Here is a 19,537-nt window from a genome sequence, read left to right on the forward strand (position 1 = left end):
AAAGTTACTATTTAAACTTCTCCGATTCCGCTTTCATTCTTGCAATTCTCTGTTCCAACTCTTCCGAACTCATATTTTCCCTCAAACTATCAACCTTTATCGGAAACGATAAGGGTGTAAAACTTTTCGGATTGGTAATGATTACGGTACTATTTTGAATACGCTCCAATGCAGCGGCCAATCTTGGTTCTTCGAGCTGCTGATAAAATACTTCATCGTAAGCTTGGCGCAAAAGTAAATTATGTTTATCGTAATCACTAAAAACATTAAAAAATAAACCTGCAGATGACTGGAGATGTTTATTGGCAACATATTTCCCTGGATAACCCTGAAAAACCAAACCTGCTATACAGGCAATATCACGGAATTTTCTTCTTGCCATTTCAGTAGAATTAATACTCAGCGTAATATCTTCAGTAAGGTTTTTTGGAGAAAAAACTTCGTAAGCGATAGATTCATCCATTGGAATTTCAGTTTCACTCAATAGTTCAAAACCATAATCGTTCATTGCTATCGAAAAACTTATTGGTAAAAGCTTACTTAATCGGTATGCTACCAAAGCCGCCAAAACTTCGTGAACCAAACGTCCTTCAAATGGATAAGCGAAAAGATGAAAACCTTCTTTATTATTAATAAGTTCAATTAATAATTCATCGTTTCTTGGCACGTGAGAACGGTGTTGTTGTAATAAAAATAGAGGATAAACAGAATCCAGTTCTTCATCCTGATGGGTTTTATTTAGTGCCTCATTGTATTTTTTACGCAGAACGGAACCCAAGTTTGAAGATAATGGCAACCGACCACCATTCCAACTTGGCGAGATTGCATTTTTCTGTTTGCTCACCCGAACAATTACGGTCATATCTTTAACATGCACAAATTCAAGTACCCTGCCAGCCAGCCTAAAATTATCACCGGCTTTTAAGCGGGTAACGAAATATTCTTCAACCATTCCGATATAACCGCCAGAAAGGAATTTTACTTTTAGCATGGCATCACTCACAATGGTACCAATGTGTAAGCGATGCCGCATAGCCAGTTGCCGGCTTTTAACTTTCCACAATCCATCTTCATCTTTGGTAACCTTTTTAAATTCATTGTAGGCGCCCAAACTATCTCCACCAGATGTGATAAATTGCATTACCCAAGTCCATTCTTCGGGTAAAATCATTTTAAAAGCATGTGTATTTTTGATCTCCTCATAAATAACTTTATCATCAAAACCATCGCCAATGGCAAGCGTAACCAGATACTGAACCAATGTGTCGAAAACCATAATGAAAGGTTCTCTGCTTTCTATATTATTGGTTTTAGCGGCTTCTTTAATGGCAGCAGCTTCAACTAATTCCAAGGCATGTGTTGGCAAAAAGTATATTTTCGAAACCTCGCGAGGTGAATGTCCCGAGCGACCCGCACGCTGTAAAAATCTGGCCACTCCCTTTGGCGAACCAACCTGTACAACGGTATCTACAGGTTTAAAATCAACGCCTAAATCTAACGAAGAAGTGGCAATAACGGCTTTTAACTGACCAGTGTGCAATGCATCTTCAATCCAATTTCTAAGTTCGAAATCTATCGAACCATGGTGTATCGCAATTCTTCCTGCCAACTCAGGTTCGATATTTAATAAATGCTGATACCACATTTCCGATTGTCCTCGGGTATTAATAAAAATCAAAGTGGTTTTACTCTTCTCTATAATTGGAAGTAATTTGTAAGCCAGTTTCAATCCCAAATGCCCTGCCCAAGGCAAGGTTTCAATATCATCAGGAATGATGGATTTTATAATTATTTTCTTCTCTAAATCAGCTTTGATAATGATTCTTTTGGCCTCCTCATTGGGTTCCAGAACATCTAAAGCCTCTTCTATATTTCCAATGGTTGCCGAAATACCCCAAACTCTTAAAAACTGATTTTTCTCCAGTTTCTGCAACCCTTTTATCCGAGAAACAGCAAGTTCAACCAGTACGCCCCGTTTACTTCCTAAAAGCTCGTGCCACTCATCTGCAACAATACATTTCAGGTTTTTAAATAATGTTGATGACCCTTTTTGTGCCAATAATAAATGCAAACTTTCGGGTGTGATCAGCAAGATTTCTGGCATTGATTTTTTCTGCTGTACTTTCTCTGCTTGCGAAGTATCACCATTTCTTACGCCAACATGCCAATCCAATTCGAGTTCCAGTAAGGTTTCCCGCATGGCTCGGGCAATATCTTTCGCCAATGAGCGGAGTGGAGTAATCCAAATTAACTGCAAACGGTCTTTGGCTTTTTTGTTGCTTGCCTCTGATGCGTTTAAGGCTTCGATAGCAACAGCCAAAAATAAAGAGAACGTTTTTCCGAAACCAGTTGGTGCATTTACCAAACCACTGTATCCATTCAGGTAATTTTGCCAGGCGTCTTCCTGAAATTTAAACGGCTTGCGACCATTGGCTTTAAGCCATTGCTTAATTTTTTTGTAGCCTTTGGTTTTTGTTTGGTCCATGTATAATTGTAATTTCTATATTTTAAATTTGAAAAGCAATTTCAGTAATTCTTCGGCTGCATCAGTCCCGCCATTTGCTGCAATCTTTTTAAGCAGTATTTAGGTCATCAGGTGAATACTCACGCCATTATAGATATTAATCGGATGACTAATATTGCACCAAAAAAGTATTTCCGCGTCTGTCGGGTTTAAAATAGTAAGGTAAACCTAAGTAAAATAAACTTTTCAAATTAGTGCCTTACATTGTCGATGCAAGCAACTGCCGCAAATCTTCCAATGTATTAATTTCTGCTGCTTTTTTATCTTTTCTCCAACGTAAAATTCGTGGAAAACGGAGCGCTAAACCTGCTTTATGTCGTTTGCTTTCTGCTATACCTTCAAACGCAATTTCGAAAACAAGTTCTGGTTTAACCGTTCTTACAGGTCCGAATTTTTCGATGGCATTTTTAGTTACAAAAGAATTTACCTCTTTAATTTCTTTGTCGGTTAAGCCAGAATATGCTTTTGCAATTGTAACCAGGTTTTCGCCGTCGCGAACAGCAAAAGTATAATCGGTAAAAAAATTTGCCCTTCGGCCGCTACCTTTTTGAGCATAAATCATAACCGCATCTACTGTGTAAGGATTGATTTTCCATTTCCACCAATCGCCACGTTTACGGCCACTATGGTAATGAGAACTTAATTTTTTGAGCATAATGCCCTCACTATTGATAGAGCGTGAAGTTTGCCTTAACTCTGCCAGTTCTTCCCAGGTATTGCAATGTATTACTGGCGAAAGAATGACTGCACTTTCATCCAAGCCGCCAATTAATCGTTCTAATACTTTTCTTCTTTCGTTTAGGGGTTGCTCACGGAAATCGTTCTCCTCAAATTCTAAAATATCGTAAACAAAGAAACCAATAGGCGCATCTTCCAGCTGTTTTTTACTGATGGTTTTACGGTTTAAGCGTTGTTGCAAAGTACTGAAAGACAAAACCTGTTTATCTTGCACTGCTAGTATTTCGCCATCTATAACCACACCGTCAGGCAAAATATCAATTAAAAAATGAAGTTCGGGAAACTGTTCTGTTACCAATTCTTCGCCTCGGCTCCAAATAAACAATTCGCCGTTTCGCTTTACAATTTGTCCGCGAATGCCATCCCATTTCCATTCTGCCTGCCATTCAGAAATATCGCCCAGTTTTTCAGTTTCTTGTTCTAAAGCATAAGCCAGGCAAAAAGGATATGGCCAAGAATTATCAGTATTTACATGGAGGCCATTAATCAGTTCTGTAAATGTAATTTCATAAGGATTCCATTTACCCATAATGCTGTGCATAATTTGAGCGCTATCCAAACTGCTTTGCTTGGCCAAGGCATTTACCAACATTTTATTTGAAACCCCAATTCTAAAATTCCCAGAAATGAGTTTATTGAAAATAAAACGTTCTTGTGTTTCAAGTGTATTCCAGGCATTTAAAATGAAATTCTTTTTTGTTTCGTCATCTTTTCCCTCTAAATCGTGCAAGTTTTCAATCCATTTATGTAATTGAAAGTCAGATGTTTGTTCGGCAGGCGGCAGGAGTAAGGCTATGGTTTCGCTTAAATCGCCAACATTCGAGTAACTTTCAGAAAACAACCATTCTGGCGTTTGTGTAATTTCTATCGCCCAATATTTTAATAATGCCGATTTAATTGGTCGCCTTGGTTTTTTGCCTGTAAATAAAGCGATTACCCAAATTTTATCTTTGTCATCGGCATAGTTAAAATAATCAACCAATGCCGCGATTTTATCGTTGGTTTTATTGCTCAATTCGAGCTGTTGAATTAGCTTGGCAAATCGTTTCATACTGATTTTTGATTTTCGGTTTCAGTATTGGTATTTTCAGCATCAGCCAAATCAACTTTATTTTCCTCATCATCTTCTTGGCCGAACTTGGTCATTACTTCTTCTGATTCAATGCCTTCATCATTTAAAAACCGACTAAAAGCTGCTGTAAAGCCATGTGTAACGTAAACTTTTTCTGCGCCAGTTGTGGTAATGGCATCCATTAAACCAGTCCAATCGGCATGGTCGCTCAAGGCAAAACCAGCATCGGCACTTTGCCAGCGGCGGTGTGCACGAACCTGCATCCAACCAGAACAAATCCCAGTAACAGGGTGAGATAAATTTTTAATCCATCGGCTATCACGCATGGCTGGTGGCACAATTACAATTCCTTTTTGCAATTCATCTTTGGTAGTTTCGGGTGTAATTCGGATGGTTTCAGGCAAGTTGACACCTGCATTAATAATCACTTCATTTAAGTTTGCAATACTATTGTGAACGTAAATCGGAACGTTGCCTGCAAGATTTTTAATTAAGCGTTGTGCCTTACCCAAACTATAAGCAATCAATACACTTGTTTTCTGTTGTGGAATATTATCATTTACCCAATTTTTAATTTTATCAAAAACGATATCTTGCTTTTGCCATTTGTAAACAGGTAAACCAAAAGTGCTTTCCGAAACAAATGAATGGCATTTTACAGGTTCAAAAACATCGCTGATGCCATCATCTTCAGTTTTATAATCGCCTGATATTACGCAAATTTCTCCTTTATATTCTAACCTAACCTGTGCCGAACCAATGATATGGCCTGCTGGATAAAAGGAAATATTAACGCCGTTACGAACAATACTTTCGCCATAATTAAGCGTTTCTACATCTAAATCTTCGCTTATCCTTCTTTTTATTATCGGTTTTGTGAGCGTATGGCAGAGGTAATGCTTGTTGCCAAAACGCACATGGTCGCTATGGCCATGGGTGGTTACGGCATAATCTACAGGCCACCATGGGTCTACATAAAAATCGCCCTGCTTGCAATAGATGCCTCTTTTGGTAAATTCGATTAATGCCATGACTACTAAACAATAAATCTTGGCATAAGTTTTAAAGTAATATCGGCTAATTACCCGATAAATTGAAATATCGGCTAATTACCCGATAAATTGAAATATCGGCTAATTACCCGATAATTTTTGAAATGTAATTTATTAGTACGATATTGTATTATGATTTGCATTATAACAGGCGATATTGTAGGCTCAAGAAAGATAAAAGATAGTTGGTTGCTAAGCTTAAAAAATGCTTTAAAAGTAGTTTCAGGGCAAAACAGCAAATGGGAGATTTATCGCGGCGATAGTTTTCAGGTAGAGGTAGAATCCGAAGATGCAATTAAAACTGCTGCTTACTTAAAAGCCTGTATCAGAATAAATAAACCTGCCGATGTACGGATGGGGATTGGAATCGGAGATGTAAAAAGTAAGCGTAAAAAGCTTTCAGAATCGAGTGGAGATGCCTTTATTAACTCTGGAGCCGCTTTTGATAGCCTGAAACAAGCTAAAGTGAATTTAGCGCTCAAAACTGATTTTCCTGATTTTGATGAAGAAATTAATGTTTTAATAAAGTTATCTTTAATTGCAATGGATAGCTGGGGAATAGTGGCTGCAGAAATGGTTAAACTGGCATTAGAAAATGAAAATATATTGCAAAGTGAACTAGCGGCCATTTCCGGTAGAACGCAATCATCTGTAAGTGAAGCTTTAAAACGGGCTCATTATTCTGAATTGATGGAAATGGATAAGCTATACCGTAAAAAACTGAACCAAATACTTTCTAAATAATGGAAATCTTTTTAATCAAAATCATCATAGCTCATTTAATAGGAGATTTTTTTCTTCAACCTACTTCGTGGGTTAAGGATAAGGAAAGAAAGAAGTTAAAATCAGGCAAATTATACCTTCATGTTTTGGTTCATGTGGTTTTGATATTTGTGATTTTCTTAAGTTTTGATGTTTGGAAAGTAGCCTTATCAATTGGTGTATTGCACTTAATAATCGATGCGTTGAAATCGATATTTCAAACTAAGAAAAATGCCAGAATTTTGTTTTTTGTAGACCAAGCTTTTCACTTCAGCTCGATTATATTGGTTTGGCATATTTTCTACAAAGGTTATTTAGATATTAGTTTTATAAACGAAACGAAAACATGGATTTTAATATCAGGTGCTTTGTTTTTAACAATGCCAACCTCCATTATTATGAAAGTAATTATTGCAAAGTGGTTGCCTGAAAGTGATGATGAAAGTCCGAAATCGTTGCAAAATGCAGGAAAATACATTGGAATTTTAGAACGTGTATTAATTTTTGTTTTTATACTCACCAATCATTTTGAAGCTGTTGGGTTTTTGTTGGCAGCCAAATCAATTTTTCGTTTTGGCGATTTAAAAGAGGCGCACGACTTGAAATTAACAGAGTATGTATTGATTGGCACTTTGTTAAGTTTCGGAATTGCGATTGTAATTTCGTTAATGATTTTAGGTTTGGTTAAGTAAATTTATCTGTGGCTTTATGCTAAGCAAACTTTAATAGGAGCGCAGCAACTGCATTTTAAACCCGATTGAAATGATAATACTTTTTATGTTTTGAAAGTTACTAACTCTAATTAGCAAAGGCTTGTGGAGCGTTAGTAACTTTACATAAAAATATTAAAATGAAAAGCGGGGCTATCGAAACCGATTCCCCGCTGTAATTGCTTTTCAAATATTTTAAAAATTTATCTCGCTCCCGGAGGACAATTATCTTTCAAGAATTTAGTGTAAGTAAGTGATAAATGCTCGCTGGTTCCCTCACCTTCAGAAATACTGTGGGTGCGATTTGGATAGCTCATCAGCTGGAAAACCTTTTTGTTTTTAATCAATTCGTTAATTAACATTTCGGCATTTTGATAATGAACATTATCATCTCCGGTACCATGAATGTAAAGTAAATTTCCTTTCAGGTTTTTGACATAAGTAATTGGCGAACCCTTAACGTAAGCTTCTTTACTTGGAAAAGGAGTGCCCATATAACGTTCCTGATAGATGTTATCGTAAGTTAGTTGATTGCCTACTGCAGCAATTGAAATTCCTGTTTTATAAATCTCCGGGTATTGAAACATCAAGTTTAAAGTTGATGAACCACCGCCACTCCAGCCCCAAACAGCAACACGATCTTTATCCATAAATGAGTTTGTTGCCAATAATTTTTTCGCCGCCATTGCCTGGTCGCGGATATTAATTACACCAATGTTTTTGTAAATACCTTTACGCCAGGCAGCACCTTTTGGAACAGGAGCACCACGATTATCCATCGAAATATAGATGTATCCATCTTTAGCCATATCGCCTGCGTATAAAAAGTTTCTGCCGGCTCCATAAGTATCAGAAGCTGTTGGAGAGGCCGGCTCGCCATATACATAAAATACAACAGGATATTTTTTATCTGGATTAAAATTATCTGGTTTTTTCATCCAACCATCTAATTCCACACCATCTTCAGTAGTTACTTTAAAAAACTCAACTTTGTTTTTGGGCGCTTCTTGCTTTGATAGTTGTGTGGTAATGCTGCCATCCATTGTGAAAGGATTACCCGTAGTAAAGTTCATCCATTCGGTAACTGGTCTTACGGTTGAACTGTTATAAGAGTGGCGGGCAAATGCTGCATTCGGTGAAATATCGTAACTATGCGTACCCGGAAGCAGGATGGATGGCGTAACTTGCTCCAATTTGCCTTTTCCATCTAATTTGGTTTTGTATAAATAACGTTGTGTTGCATTAGTTGGCGATGCAATAAAATATAAGTAATTACTTTTATCATCGATTAATTTTACATCAACCACATCATAATTTCCCTTGGTTACCAAAGTTTCCTTTTTGCCATCGCGACTGATTCTATACAAATGATTCCAACCATCTTTATCAGATGTGATGGTAAATTCTTTATTATCATTTAACCATTTCCATTCGTCTTGGGCATCAATCCAGGCTTTAGCTTTTTCGGTATAAATTGCTTTTGCAGTTCCACTGGCAGCATCACAAATGAAAACAATACTTTCATTTTGTTCACGATTTAATTGCTGTAAAATAACTTCGTTGCTATTTGGTACCCATTGCATACGAGGGATGTAATGTTGGATATTATCGCCAGGAACATTTAACCAATTGGTTTTCGCAGTTGCGACATCAACCACACCAACTTTGCAGGCCGATGGATTTTCGCCAACTTTTGGATATTCGACAGGAATGGTATAAGGATAAATGGAATCGGTATTATTTATCATCAGGAAATTCTTGATTTTGGTTGCATCAATTTGCCAGTAAGCAATTGATTTTCCATCAGGACTCCATCTAAAACCATCTCTACAATCGAACTCTTCCTCATACACCCAATCAAAAGTTCCGTTAATCATTCGATCGGTTCCGTTTGTAGTTAAAGCTTTGGAGCCAGTACCGTCGATATTTTCAACGTATAAATTGTGTTTACTTACATAAGCAACCTTTGTTCCATCGGGAGATAATTTAGCAAACATTAATGACGATGCAGGTTTGTCTTTTCCAATTTGATTGATTTTGTTAGCAGTTAAATCAACCACCCAGTAATCGCCACGTGTATCGTAACGCCAAACTTTTTTGCTGTTGGTATAAATTAGTGCTTTAGTTCCATCGGCAGATAATTGAAAACTACGAACTGCAATGGGTGCATCTTTGCCCGAAGGAGTTAGGAGTGCTCTGGTTATAATTGTTTTTTTATCATTTTTAGGAAGCGTAACCGAAACGATTTCCCCACTGGTAATCTGATAATAGGAGTTACCATCCTTTGCCCAGTTTATGCCTTGAGCCTTTGCATCAACAAGCGAGCAGATGGCTATGCAGGCAATTGATAATTTGATCAATAAATTTTTTATCATAGAAAATTAGTCATAAAAAAAGCTTTTTAACTTTTGGGCTAATTTAAATAAAAGCCGGCAGTTAAAAAGCCTTTGATTGTAAGTTATAAGTTAGCTATTCGCCACCACCTTGCATCTTCATCAATTCATCCATCGTTACAACTTCGTAACCTGCAGGAACTTCTTTAGAAATTGCACCAACTTTACCTTCAGCTATTGATTTTAAAGTTGTTGTAGTTTCAATACCACGTTGAACCATTGTATATTTTACTGGAAATGCGCCTAAACCTGGAAAATAATTTTGAGCACCTACATTTGGAAGTTCGATATCTTTAGTTGCCCATAATACGTGAGCACCACCTTTATCATCTTTAAATGTATATTTTTCAGCATTGTAGCCAGCTACGGTTTGTTTTTCGCCAGTGGCCTTGAAATCAGAAAATTTAGCGATGGCTCCCATTGCTTTTTCAACATCTTCTTTTGATTGTTTTACGGCAAATTGTTTCTGTGCAATAGGCACATCAATTAATAATAAACCAGTTTTTTCATTGTTATCAGATACGATACCAATTAAAGCAGGACCTTGCTCCATTTCGATTTTTGTTAACCCATTATTGAATTTAACTTTCAATTCTGCAGGTGGCTCCTGACCGCCCATTGCAGATTTCTGTTCGTCGGTTAATTTATATTCTAAGCCGTAAGTAAGCGTACCTTCAGCAATTTTCTTTTGCGCATGAGCGATTATTGCACCGCTAACTAAGATTAAAGCGACAACGCTAGTTTTGATTGATTTTAACATGTTTTTATTTAAGTTTAGTTGTTTACCAGTTAATTTTTTCCTTGTTTAAAAATGCTGAAATACCTTTTTTAAAATCTTCGCTTTCTCTAACCCTAGCATTTATTTGTACTGCAAACTCAAGGCTTTTTTCAAGAAGCGGATTTGTAGTTTGGTTAATCAGTTGTTTCGTAATCATTAACGAATTTCCTGAACTTTCATTACACAAACTTAAAGCAAATTCTTTAACTGTTTGATGAATTTCTGATGAATTTGTTACAAAATTTATCAACTTATATTCAAGCGCTTTTTCTGCTGAGAAAGTTTTACCTGTTAATAAAATCTCTTTGGCAATGGTTTCGTTTACTTTTTGCTTTAAAAAACAGGATACAATAGCAGGAACGAAGCCAATTTTAACTTCAGTATAACCAAAATTACTTTCGGGAGTGGCAAAAACAATATCGCAAATTGTAGCTAAACCACAGCCCCCGGCAATAGCATGACCTTCAACCTGGGCAATAACAATTTTTGGTAAGTAGTAAATTGTAGTGAAAAGTTTTTTAAGATTATTAGAATCGGCAACATTTTCTTCAAAGGTATTATTTTGTAATTGTTGAAGATACTCCAAATCAGCACCCGCACTAAATGAACCACCGTTGGCTTTAAGTAAAATAACTTTAGCCCTGTCATCTTCTGATGCTCGAATAAAAGTTTCTGTTAATTCTGCAATTAACTGTGGATTTAATGCATTACGTTTTTCAGGTCTATTGATGGTTATTGTGGCAACTCTTTCTTCCACACTATACAAAACCAAGTTTTCCATATTATTGGGTTAGGTAAACCAAATATGCACGATTTTTCTTTAAAACATGTGGTTCAATTTTATTATTCTCTGCAAAAGTTTTAAACGCTGCAATTTTATAATCTTTGTTAGTTGCATCAATAATTACATTTCTACATTTTAATTCTTTTGGAAGACTTTCAATTTTGAACTTACTGTTTCCTGTTAACCAAATGCTAGCAAACGTTCCTGATACAGCTAAATTTTTATAGTTCATATTTTAATCAATTAACAGGATATTATAATTATTGAACGCGATTTGAATAGCTTTTTTAACAAAATGGTGCAAAACAGTATCCTGTTTTAAACTTATAAAATTGATGTTACCAATTTGAGATTGCTCCAAAGCAGGTTCTATAAAAAACTGATAATTTCTATCATCTTTCGATAAATCGGTTAACAATATCGCCTCATGTCCGGTAATAAAAGCTGCTGCATAATTTTTTCTTAAAGTGAAAAAAATAATTTTCTTTTGATGTACAGCGTTCCAATCATCATAAGTTATAATAGAGGTATATCCAATATATGTTAAAAGCGAAGCAAAGAGGAATTTCTTGTTGAGTTTTGCCAATGCGTAAACAAAGAAACCCAGGGCCAAACTCAATAGAATGATTTCAGTTAAATTAATCCAAACTGAAGAAAATGTTGAATATGGTAAATCAGCAATCCATTTTAAAACCAAATTTGTAGTAACAATTATCCATTCGAAAATTGGAAACATAATATCCAGAAATGGCGCTAACACCGCGATTCCTAAAATCATAATCAATAAAAGTGGAATAGAGATGAACAAATTTCCTAATAAAAAATACACAGGAAATTGATGGAAATAATAAATACAAAGGAGAACCGTAACTAATTGAGCCGATAAAGAAATCGCAACCAATTCCCAAACTTTGTTTAGCCATTTGTTTTTAACGTAAATCCATTTGTAAATCTTTGGTTGGAGATAAATTAATCCAAAAACAGAGATGTATGAAAGTTGAAAACCAACATCCCAAATTAAAAATGGGTTGTAAATTAGTTGGCAAAATGCAGCGAAAGCTAAAGTATTGTAGCTGTTTTTATTTCGGGCAAAAGTTTTGGCCGTAATGAAAATGCTAATCATAATCGCTGCCCGAACGACAGATGGCGATAGACCTGTAATTAATGAATAGCTCCATATTAGGCTACAGATTAAAATAAATTTAAATATTTTAAGGAATCGTTTTCGATCTAGAAAAGTAAGGCAAACATCTAATACAAAGAAAATTATCGCCACATGGCTACCAGAAACGGATAGCGCATGTATGGTTCCTGTTTTGGAATAGGCAGCCAAAGTTTCTTTACTTAAATCGGCACGGTAACCTAAAATGAGTGTAGAAGCTACAGCAAAAGCTTCATCGTTTTTAATGTGCTTTCGATATTTCGCAACCTGTTTTTCTCTTAAATCTAAAGCGAATTTAATAATCAGATTTCCAATATTTCGATTGGTTTTAAGCAAATGATTTTGGTTAATAAACGTTTGCTCATAAACATTTTTGCTGGCCAACCAGTGCTTAAAATCATAGGATGGATGCTATCTACTTTCAAAGCCAGCAATAATTGTCCGCTTAAATTAATTTGTTTTGAGTTTTCATAACCTGAAACCACTCTTGCATTAAACCTTAAAATATCGTTGGTTTGTTCAGGTTCATCATTAACCCAGATTTTTAAATAAGTGTAATTCTTTTTTGCGAAATAATCAGATTTGAGTTTTTCGTTATTTAAAAGGCAAAGTAACCCGCCGAAAACGAAAAAAAATGTGAATATCAAACCGCCTGTTATACCTTTAAATTGGTAAGCTTTAAATTTTTTATATGTGATATTGATAATTAAAATGGAAAGAAAAATTAGTGCTGATGCCGTTAACAAAATCAATATATTATTTTCTGTAGGAAAGTAATAGAATACTCCAATTCCAATTAAGAGGGGAAGTAAAATCCTGGCGAAAATATATTCTGCTTTAAACATATCTTAAAATTGATACCTCAACTGTATTTTTACTTCTGATTTTTTATTACCCTGTATTTCATCGAGATAGGTTCCAACAGTTTCTACATCTTTGTAAATGAACATGGCATATCTGGCCCAAACATTAAGTTTTTTTGCCAGGTTGTATTTCAAGTTTAAATAAGTTCTGAAACCCTTGCCACTATACATTCCGAATGCAAAACTGTACAGTACATCATCTTCATAGGCGTAAATTCTGCTATTGTAACTAGGTGTATCGAAATAAGCAATTCGCAGATTTCCAGTGATTTTGGAAAACATTGGAGAGTAATCTATATCCTGATAAATCAAGTAACCGAATTCTCGATTTGCACCGCCTTTTTTATATTGAGAAATTTCTCCGCGATTTTGAAAGCTCCATTTTTTATTAAGTTGCCAACTTACTTCAATTCGATAACCCTCTTTCTTAACATTATCTAAAAAGTTAATTGGAACATCTAAATCTGTATTTTGCTGTTTGTTTTCGGTTTTGAAACGGGCTAAAACTCTAAACGTCTTGCTCGGACTGTAAACTGCCTGGCTTAAAATTTCATGTCCTTTTGATGGGGCATCAACTCGGTATTTTAACCATGGGAACTGGAAGTAATCGCCATAGATGGAAAATGCCCATCGTTTATTAGGCGTGATGTTTAAACCGGCATATAATCCTTTTTCATTAATCGCTTCGCTTGCCTCGGCCAAAGCCTGATTAAAAAAGTTGTGATAATCTTTTGCGTAGTTGCGGTGAGTTATAGCTGCTGAAACCGTTGGAGATAAACTGATTAAGGCACCGTTAACATAACTAAGGCCACTATTTAAACTTTTCCCTACCTCACCAAAGAAATAAATATTTTTATAGGTGTAATTATAATAAGCACCAAGATTTGTCAATGAATTTCCTGTAAAACTGAACCTATCGTAAACGGCAGTTTGAGTAATGAAACTGTTTCCATATTTACTTTGATAGGCAATGGCACCAAGACCCAATTCGTTTTTGGTATATTGAAGAACAGCTCCGTAAATTTGCTAGCTTAAGGAATTTTTATTTTCAATTTCAGTTGGTGTTCTGTGGTAACCGCTTTGTTTAATGGTGGCCTGAACCAGATTGCCATCGAAATCTACATCCTGACTGGCATCAAGATTTCTAAAAGAAACGAAAGGAGTGATGTCTATATTTTTATAAAGATTAATTGTTGCTGATGCGCCTCTTAAAAATGAATATTCATTTGCAGAAGTGTAAGGTCTCAAACCCAAATCTTTCTTTGCAACACTGGTTACATCTGGTCCTTTGCCAAAAGCAAAACCTGACCACATGGTTAAGCCTTGTCCAAACTGCAAAGTATAATCGCCAACTACTAGCTTTTTAATACGACCTAATTTAAAAAGCGCAATATTTCCTGAATAAAAATCAAATGGTTTGCCAATAAATTTTTCTCCAGCATCTTTATCTAGTGTAATAGCCGCTGAAACAATTGTTCCGTAATGATAGCGGTAACGGGTTTGAAATCTTTCTGGAGATCCTAAATACCTATTTCCAGGCAAATCGGTAAAGCCTTTTTGCTTTTGCAAAGTTTGAGCAAAACGCATTACTAGATCGTTTTCGCCCAAATTAATCATATTTCTGAATGTGAGCTTTTCGTATTCAGTTGTTGCTTTTAAAGTAACAAAAGGCAATAGGCTTTGTACGGTATTTACATCAAAACCATCAATGCTTTGAAGTTCCAAAACATCAGCAAAATTTCCATTTTCTTTAATGTATGAAAAGAAATTACTGATTTGCAGCGGCGATAAAAATACCAGGGTTTTCAATTCTTCTGGTGATGTTTTATACAGGTTTATTGGATGTTTTCTATATCTAGTCAATACATCAATCAACTCTGTCATATCGTAATCGTCAGGAAGATTTTCGGCTACACTTTCCAAAATATCACGTACATCAATTTCCTGTTCGGCGACTTGAGCGTTTGCAATGAAACCCATCACTACAAATGCGAATGTTATTTACCTAAAACGCATAACCGATTGCAATTTGAGGCGCATAACCTAGATTGGCATCGTAAGTAGTTGCCATATCCAATAAGAATTTTTTATAATTTAAGCCAAAACCAGCATATTGTTTAAACGGCTTAGCACTTAAGCCGCCGCGTAAACTCAGTAAATCGATAATTTTATAATCAATGCCCAGGCTCACATCGATAGATTGATTAAGTGTTTTACTAATTGATGTGGCTATTAAAACTTTATCGGATGCTAAATAACTGGCCCCAATATTAAATGAAGTCGGAATTTCCATTAATACATCTTTATTGGAAAACTCTTGTTTCGATGGATTACTTACAAATGCACCAAAAGTAAATTCTTTATCGAGTTGATAAAGTGCACCAACATCTATAGAAAAACCTGCTGATGAACCATAGTTAGTAATTTTGAGTTGGTGGTAATTTCCATTTAGAGCGATGGATAATTTATTGCCAAACTTCTTGGCATAGGCAAAACCAATTTTGCTTTCGTTGTATTCTGCAAGGCCATATCGCTGAAAACTGGCACCAACAAAATTATTTTTAAATGGAACAACAGCAACTAAGGCTTGGGTACTAATCGCATTGCTAAAAAGGTGTTTGATATAATTTAAGGAAACAGTTGGTTTCTCAAGCGAGCTAATGCCTGATGGATTTGCCTGTAGAGACCATACATCGGTAATGGCCGCACCATTGTTGCCCATAGCAGTAAGCCTCGGGCCCAAACTGTTTTGAGCAAATAAATAAAAAGGAGTAAGGGAGATTAACAATACATTCCATATCTTCATTTGAGGGCGTTAAACCAGTAAATAAATAATAGGGAGTATTGTGTTTGGTTATCCTAATTTAGTGAAATTAAATCAGAATCGATAATTATTATTATTCCACAATTTATTTTTAATTCTGAAGATGTATGGCATCTCATAAATTAAAAAACCTCGATGTTATAAACAATCGAGGTTTCTTTATTAATTAAAACTAAAATTATTTTTTAGCTTGTTGTTGCTGACGCATGTAATCATCTAAACGCTGTTGGAATTTAGATTTTTTCTTTTTTTCATCAGCTGGTCTAGCTTTATTTTGTTGAATCAAAGCATGAATCTTATCATCATCCACCATTTTACGGATTAAGAACTGCTGTCCGAAAGTCATTAAGTTGGCTAAGAAATAGTAATAATTCAAACCAGCCGGATAACTGTTCAAAACACCTAAGAAAATAATTGGCATGATATAACCGATGTATTTCATTTGGCCAGTTGCTCCAGAAACCTGATTGTTAAAGTAAGTCATGATTAAGGTAGAAACCGTCATCAAAACACACATTAAACTTAAGTGATCGCCAATAAATGGAACTTTAAATCCAAATTTAATAAACTCATCATAAGTTGATAAATCTTTCATCCATAAGAAACTTTCTCCACGCAATTCGAAAAGGTTAGGGAAGAAGAAGAAGAAAGCCATCACCAGTGGTAATTGTAAAACCATTGGTAAACATCCACCAAGAGGATTTACACCAGCTTTTTTATAAAGTTTCAAATATTCCTGTTGCACCAAGGTTGGGTTGTCTTCGCCAACCTTTGCTTTGATTTCATCCATCTCAGGCTTTAAAACCCTCATTTTAGCCATAGATAAATATGACTTATATGTTAACGGAGAAAGCGCAACTTTTAATAAAATCGTTAAAACAAGAATGATTAAACCGAAGTTCCAGCCGAAATTGTTTAAGAAATTAAATACAGGTAATACGATGAAACGGTTAATGTATTTTAATGGCCAGTACCCTAAATCTACTTGCTTCTCTAAATCGTAACCTTGATCTTTTAAAGCAGAGAATTTGTTTGTGCCGAAGTAAAATTCCATGCTATATCCCTGGTTTGCAAGATGCGCATAAGGCAATTGCATATTGGCATCATAAAACTTTACCTGACCAGGAGCTGTAGGAATTTTAACTTCTAAACTTCCTTTTTCAAATCCTTCCTTCGCAATTAAAGTTGCCGAGAAAAAGTGTTGCTTAAAAGAAAACCACTGTATTTTGCCTTTACCTAATTCTTCTTTTTCATCTTTGGATACACTTAAATGATCTACATCACCATCCACATATTTGTAATACGGTGCAGAATAGCGATGCTCACTTTCTAAAGATTTCTCTTGTTGTAATAAAATGGTCTGCCAGTTTAAAGCAATGTTGTTACCAGCAATTACTTGTTGCAAACCAACTAAATTGATGTTAAAACCAACTTTATTGCTTGCTGCCTTTAAATCATAAACATATTCTACGTAAGCATTTGCGCCATAGTTTGCACGCATGGTAACTGTATTTCCAGTTTTAGTAGGCGTGAAGTATAAATCGTTGGTATTAACTACTTTACCTGCTGCATTTAATGTTAAACCAAATTTGTTAGCATTACCATCAAATAAAATTAATGGTTTACCAGCATAAGTTTTCTGACCCTTAACCTCAACAGAAGAAATTCTACCACCTTTATTACTCAACTTAATTAATAAGTTTTCGTTTTCTAAAACGGTACTTGATTCAGTTCCATTAATTGCAGATCCGAACGGACCTTTTAGTGCAAGTGAATCTACCTGTGGAGTAGCAACTACAGCAGCAGTGTCTTTTTGAACTGGTTTAATTCCAGCTTTCTGTAAGGAGTCGGCTCTTTTTATGGAGTCGATTCTGGCATTTTCTTTTTTTATTTCAGCGTCTTTTGGCCCAAAAAAGTAGAATGATCCTGCCAAGATGATCATAATCAGGAATAATCCTGTAAAGGTATTTCTATCCATTATATTTGTTTGTACTGCTTTTAATTCGTTTTCTTTTTCGCAAACTCCATCGCAGCGGCGACAAATTTAACAAAAAGTGGGTGAGGATTTGCAACTGTTGATTTTAATTCTGGGTGAAATTGTCCGCCCACGAAAAAAGGATGGTTTTTAAGCTCAACAATTTCGACTAAATTAGTTTGCGGATTAATTCCAGAAGCAATCATTCCAGCCGCTTCATATTGTTTTAAATAATCGTTATTGAATTCGTAACGGTGACGATGACGCTCATTGATGTGCGCTTTACCGTAAATAGAAAATGCCTTTGTTCCTTTTTTAATATCGCAAGGATATGAGCCCAATCTCATCGTGCCACCCATGTTTACAATATTTTTCTGTTCTTCCATCATGTTGATCACAGGATTTTTAGAATCAGCTTCAATTTCAGTTGTGTGTGCATCTTTCAAGCCTAAAACATTACGTCCGAATTCGATAACCGCACATTGCATACCTAAACAGATTCCGAAGAAAGGAATATTATTTTCGCGAACATATTTAATCGTATCAATTTTTCCTTCAATACCACGACTACCAAAACCTGGAGCCACTAAAACCCCATGCAAATGACCCAATTTTTCTTTTACATTGTCAGGGAAAATACCTTCCGAATGGATATATTCAACACGAACTTTACATTCATTTTTTGAACCTGCATGCACAAATGATTCAATAATCGATTTATAAGCATCAGGTAATTCTACATATTTACCAACCAAGCCAATAGTTACATCAGCAGTAGGGTTTTTTAAATGTCCTAAAAACTCTTTCCAGCTTTCCATATCTGGTTCGTTTTTAGTTGGTAATTTCAATTTCGCTAACACTGTTTTATCCAACTGCTCTTTCATCATCAACAAAGGCACATCATAAATGGTAGATGCATCCATCGATTCGACTACGGCGTTGATGTTAACGTTACAAAAAAGTGCAATTTTTTTTCTAATCTCAGCAGAAATATGATGTTCAGTACGGCAAACTAAAATATCTGGCTGAATACCATATTCCAATAATGCCTTAACAGAGTGTTGAGTTGGTTTTGTTTTTAATTCACCTGCAGCCGCCAAATAAGGTACTAAAGTTAAGTGGATCACAATTGCATTCGAACTGCCTTCTTCCCATTTAAACTGGCGAACGGCTTCAATAAAAGGTAAAGATTCAATATCTCCAACGGTTCCGCCCAATTCTGTAATTACGATATCATACTCGCCACTTTCGCCTAAAATGCGCATGTTGCGTTTAATCTCGTCAGTAATGTGCGGAACAACCTGTACGGTTTTACCTAAATATTCGCCTTTACGTTCTTTATTAATTACGTTCTGGTAAATACGACCTGTAGTAATGTTATTTGCTTGCGAAGTTGGAACGTTTAAGAAACGCTCATAGTGACCAAGATCCAAATCGGTTTCGGCACCATCTTCAGTAACAAAACATTCGCCATGCTCATAAGGATTCAGTGTTCCTGGATCGATATTAATGTACGGATCGAATTTTTGAATGGTTACACGGTAGCCACGTGCCTGTAAAAGTTTAGCTAAAGATGCGGAAATGATGCCCTTACCCAATGAGGAAGTAACACCGCCCGTAACAAAAATATACTTAGTCATGTTTGTGATTTTTTGCGGCAAATGGTAAATATTGCCGCTTTTTGTACGGGATACAAAGGTAAGAAAATTCCTCGTTTCTGCTGATTTAAAATTTAGATATTTTAAATATGATAATGTAATGTTTATCAGAAAATTAACCAGAAAAGAACTGAAATTATTGAGATTTTGGAAAGCCAAACCTGTGTTTATAATTAATGTCAGTCCTGTTTTTCGCTATATCTTTTTTGCTTTCTGCAGTGGTAATTAATGGTAGCGCAACA

16 protein-coding genes are annotated in these 19,537 nt (G+C 35.6%); 2 read left to right on the plus strand and 14 right to left on the minus strand.

The features are described 5' to 3' along the window. Nucleotides 1-7: 7 nt before the first annotated feature. The 3 genes from LUA91_RS02065 to LUA91_RS02075 form a co-directional block, all read right to left on the minus strand. The gene (locus LUA91_RS02065) at nucleotides 8-2,485 is read right to left on the minus strand and encodes a ligase-associated DNA damage response DEXH box helicase (RefSeq protein ID WP_231424291.1); all 2,478 of its coding nucleotides are present in this window, start codon (nucleotides 2,483-2,485) and stop codon (nucleotides 8-10) included. Nucleotides 2,486-2,723: 238 nt separating this feature from the next. Beyond that, nucleotides 2,724-4,313 carry an ATP-dependent DNA ligase gene (locus LUA91_RS02070; RefSeq protein ID WP_231424292.1) on the minus strand — a complete coding sequence of 530 codons (1,590 nt, stop codon included), beginning with the start codon at nucleotides 4,311-4,313 and terminating at the stop codon, nucleotides 2,724-2,726. Beyond that, the gene (locus tag LUA91_RS02075) at nucleotides 4,310-5,365 is read right to left on the minus strand and encodes a ligase-associated DNA damage response exonuclease (RefSeq protein ID WP_231424293.1); all 1,056 of its coding nucleotides are present in this window, start codon (nucleotides 5,363-5,365) and stop codon (nucleotides 4,310-4,312) included. The genes LUA91_RS02070 and LUA91_RS02075 overlap by 4 nt, the downstream gene beginning before the upstream one ends. Before the next feature lie 153 nt (nucleotides 5,366-5,518). On the opposite strand from LUA91_RS02075, the gene LUA91_RS02080 reads away from it, so the two are divergent. After that, nucleotides 5,519-6,130: a SatD family protein gene (locus LUA91_RS02080; protein WP_231424294.1), complete on the plus strand. Its 612-nt coding sequence runs from the start codon at nucleotides 5,519-5,521 to the stop codon at nucleotides 6,128-6,130. Continuing rightward, a complete protein-coding gene (locus tag LUA91_RS02085; RefSeq protein ID WP_231424295.1) occupies nucleotides 6,130-6,840 on the plus strand; it encodes a DUF3307 domain-containing protein in 711 nt (236 codons plus the stop codon). Before LUA91_RS02080 ends, LUA91_RS02085 begins: the two co-directional genes overlap by 1 nt. Before the next feature lie 221 nt (nucleotides 6,841-7,061). Here the strand turns inward: LUA91_RS02085 and LUA91_RS02090 are convergent, their stop codons facing one another. The 11 genes from LUA91_RS02090 to LUA91_RS02140 form a co-directional block, all read right to left on the minus strand. Next, nucleotides 7,062-9,233 carry a S9 family peptidase gene (locus tag LUA91_RS02090; protein WP_231424296.1) on the minus strand — a complete coding sequence of 724 codons (2,172 nt, stop codon included), beginning with the start codon at nucleotides 9,231-9,233 and terminating at the stop codon, nucleotides 7,062-7,064. A gap of 94 nt (nucleotides 9,234-9,327) precedes the next feature. Further along, nucleotides 9,328-10,011, minus strand: coding sequence for a hypothetical protein (locus LUA91_RS02095; RefSeq protein WP_231424297.1), 684 nt, complete (start codon nucleotides 10,009-10,011; stop codon nucleotides 9,328-9,330). 22 nt (nucleotides 10,012-10,033) lie between these two features. Continuing rightward, nucleotides 10,034-10,810, minus strand: coding sequence for an enoyl-CoA hydratase/isomerase family protein (locus tag LUA91_RS02100; RefSeq protein WP_231424298.1), 777 nt, complete (start codon nucleotides 10,808-10,810; stop codon nucleotides 10,034-10,036). Between the two features lies 1 nt (nucleotide 10,811). Beyond that, on the minus strand, nucleotides 10,812-11,045 hold the full coding sequence (locus LUA91_RS02105) for a hypothetical protein (RefSeq protein WP_231424299.1): 234 nt from the start codon (nucleotides 11,043-11,045) through the stop codon (nucleotides 10,812-10,814). A gap of 3 nt (nucleotides 11,046-11,048) precedes the next feature. Beyond that, nucleotides 11,049-12,311, minus strand: coding sequence for a ComEC/Rec2 family competence protein (locus LUA91_RS02110; RefSeq protein WP_231424300.1), 1,263 nt, complete (start codon nucleotides 12,309-12,311; stop codon nucleotides 11,049-11,051). Beyond that, on the minus strand, nucleotides 12,278-12,820 hold the full coding sequence (locus LUA91_RS02115; protein WP_231424301.1) for a DUF4131 domain-containing protein: 543 nt from the start codon (nucleotides 12,818-12,820) through the stop codon (nucleotides 12,278-12,280). Before LUA91_RS02115 ends, LUA91_RS02110 begins: the two co-directional genes overlap by 34 nt. A gap of 3 nt (nucleotides 12,821-12,823) precedes the next feature. Then, complete coding sequence (locus tag LUA91_RS02120; protein WP_231424302.1) at nucleotides 12,824-13,825, minus strand: hypothetical protein; 1,002 nt, start codon at nucleotides 13,823-13,825, stop codon at nucleotides 12,824-12,826. A gap of 39 nt (nucleotides 13,826-13,864) precedes the next feature. Continuing rightward, nucleotides 13,865-14,818, minus strand: coding sequence for a helix-hairpin-helix domain-containing protein (locus tag LUA91_RS02125; RefSeq protein WP_231424303.1), 954 nt, complete (start codon nucleotides 14,816-14,818; stop codon nucleotides 13,865-13,867). Nucleotides 14,819-14,843: 25 nt separating this feature from the next. After that, complete coding sequence (locus LUA91_RS02130; protein WP_231424304.1) at nucleotides 14,844-15,644, minus strand: hypothetical protein; 801 nt, start codon at nucleotides 15,642-15,644, stop codon at nucleotides 14,844-14,846. A 196-nt stretch (nucleotides 15,645-15,840) separates the two neighbouring features. After that, nucleotides 15,841-17,640 (minus strand): membrane protein insertase YidC, encoded by a 1,800-nt coding sequence (gene yidC / locus LUA91_RS02135; protein ID WP_231424305.1) that lies wholly within the window; start codon nucleotides 17,638-17,640, stop codon nucleotides 15,841-15,843. A gap of 20 nt (nucleotides 17,641-17,660) precedes the next feature. Next, nucleotides 17,661-19,277 carry a CTP synthase gene (locus LUA91_RS02140; RefSeq protein ID WP_231424306.1) on the minus strand — a complete coding sequence of 539 codons (1,617 nt, stop codon included), beginning with the start codon at nucleotides 19,275-19,277 and terminating at the stop codon, nucleotides 17,661-17,663. Between the last annotated feature and the right edge of the window lie 260 nt (nucleotides 19,278-19,537).

The organism is Pedobacter sp. Leaf250 (genome assembly GCF_920984735.1).
Lineage (GTDB): Bacteria > Bacteroidota > Bacteroidia > Sphingobacteriales > Sphingobacteriaceae > Pedobacter.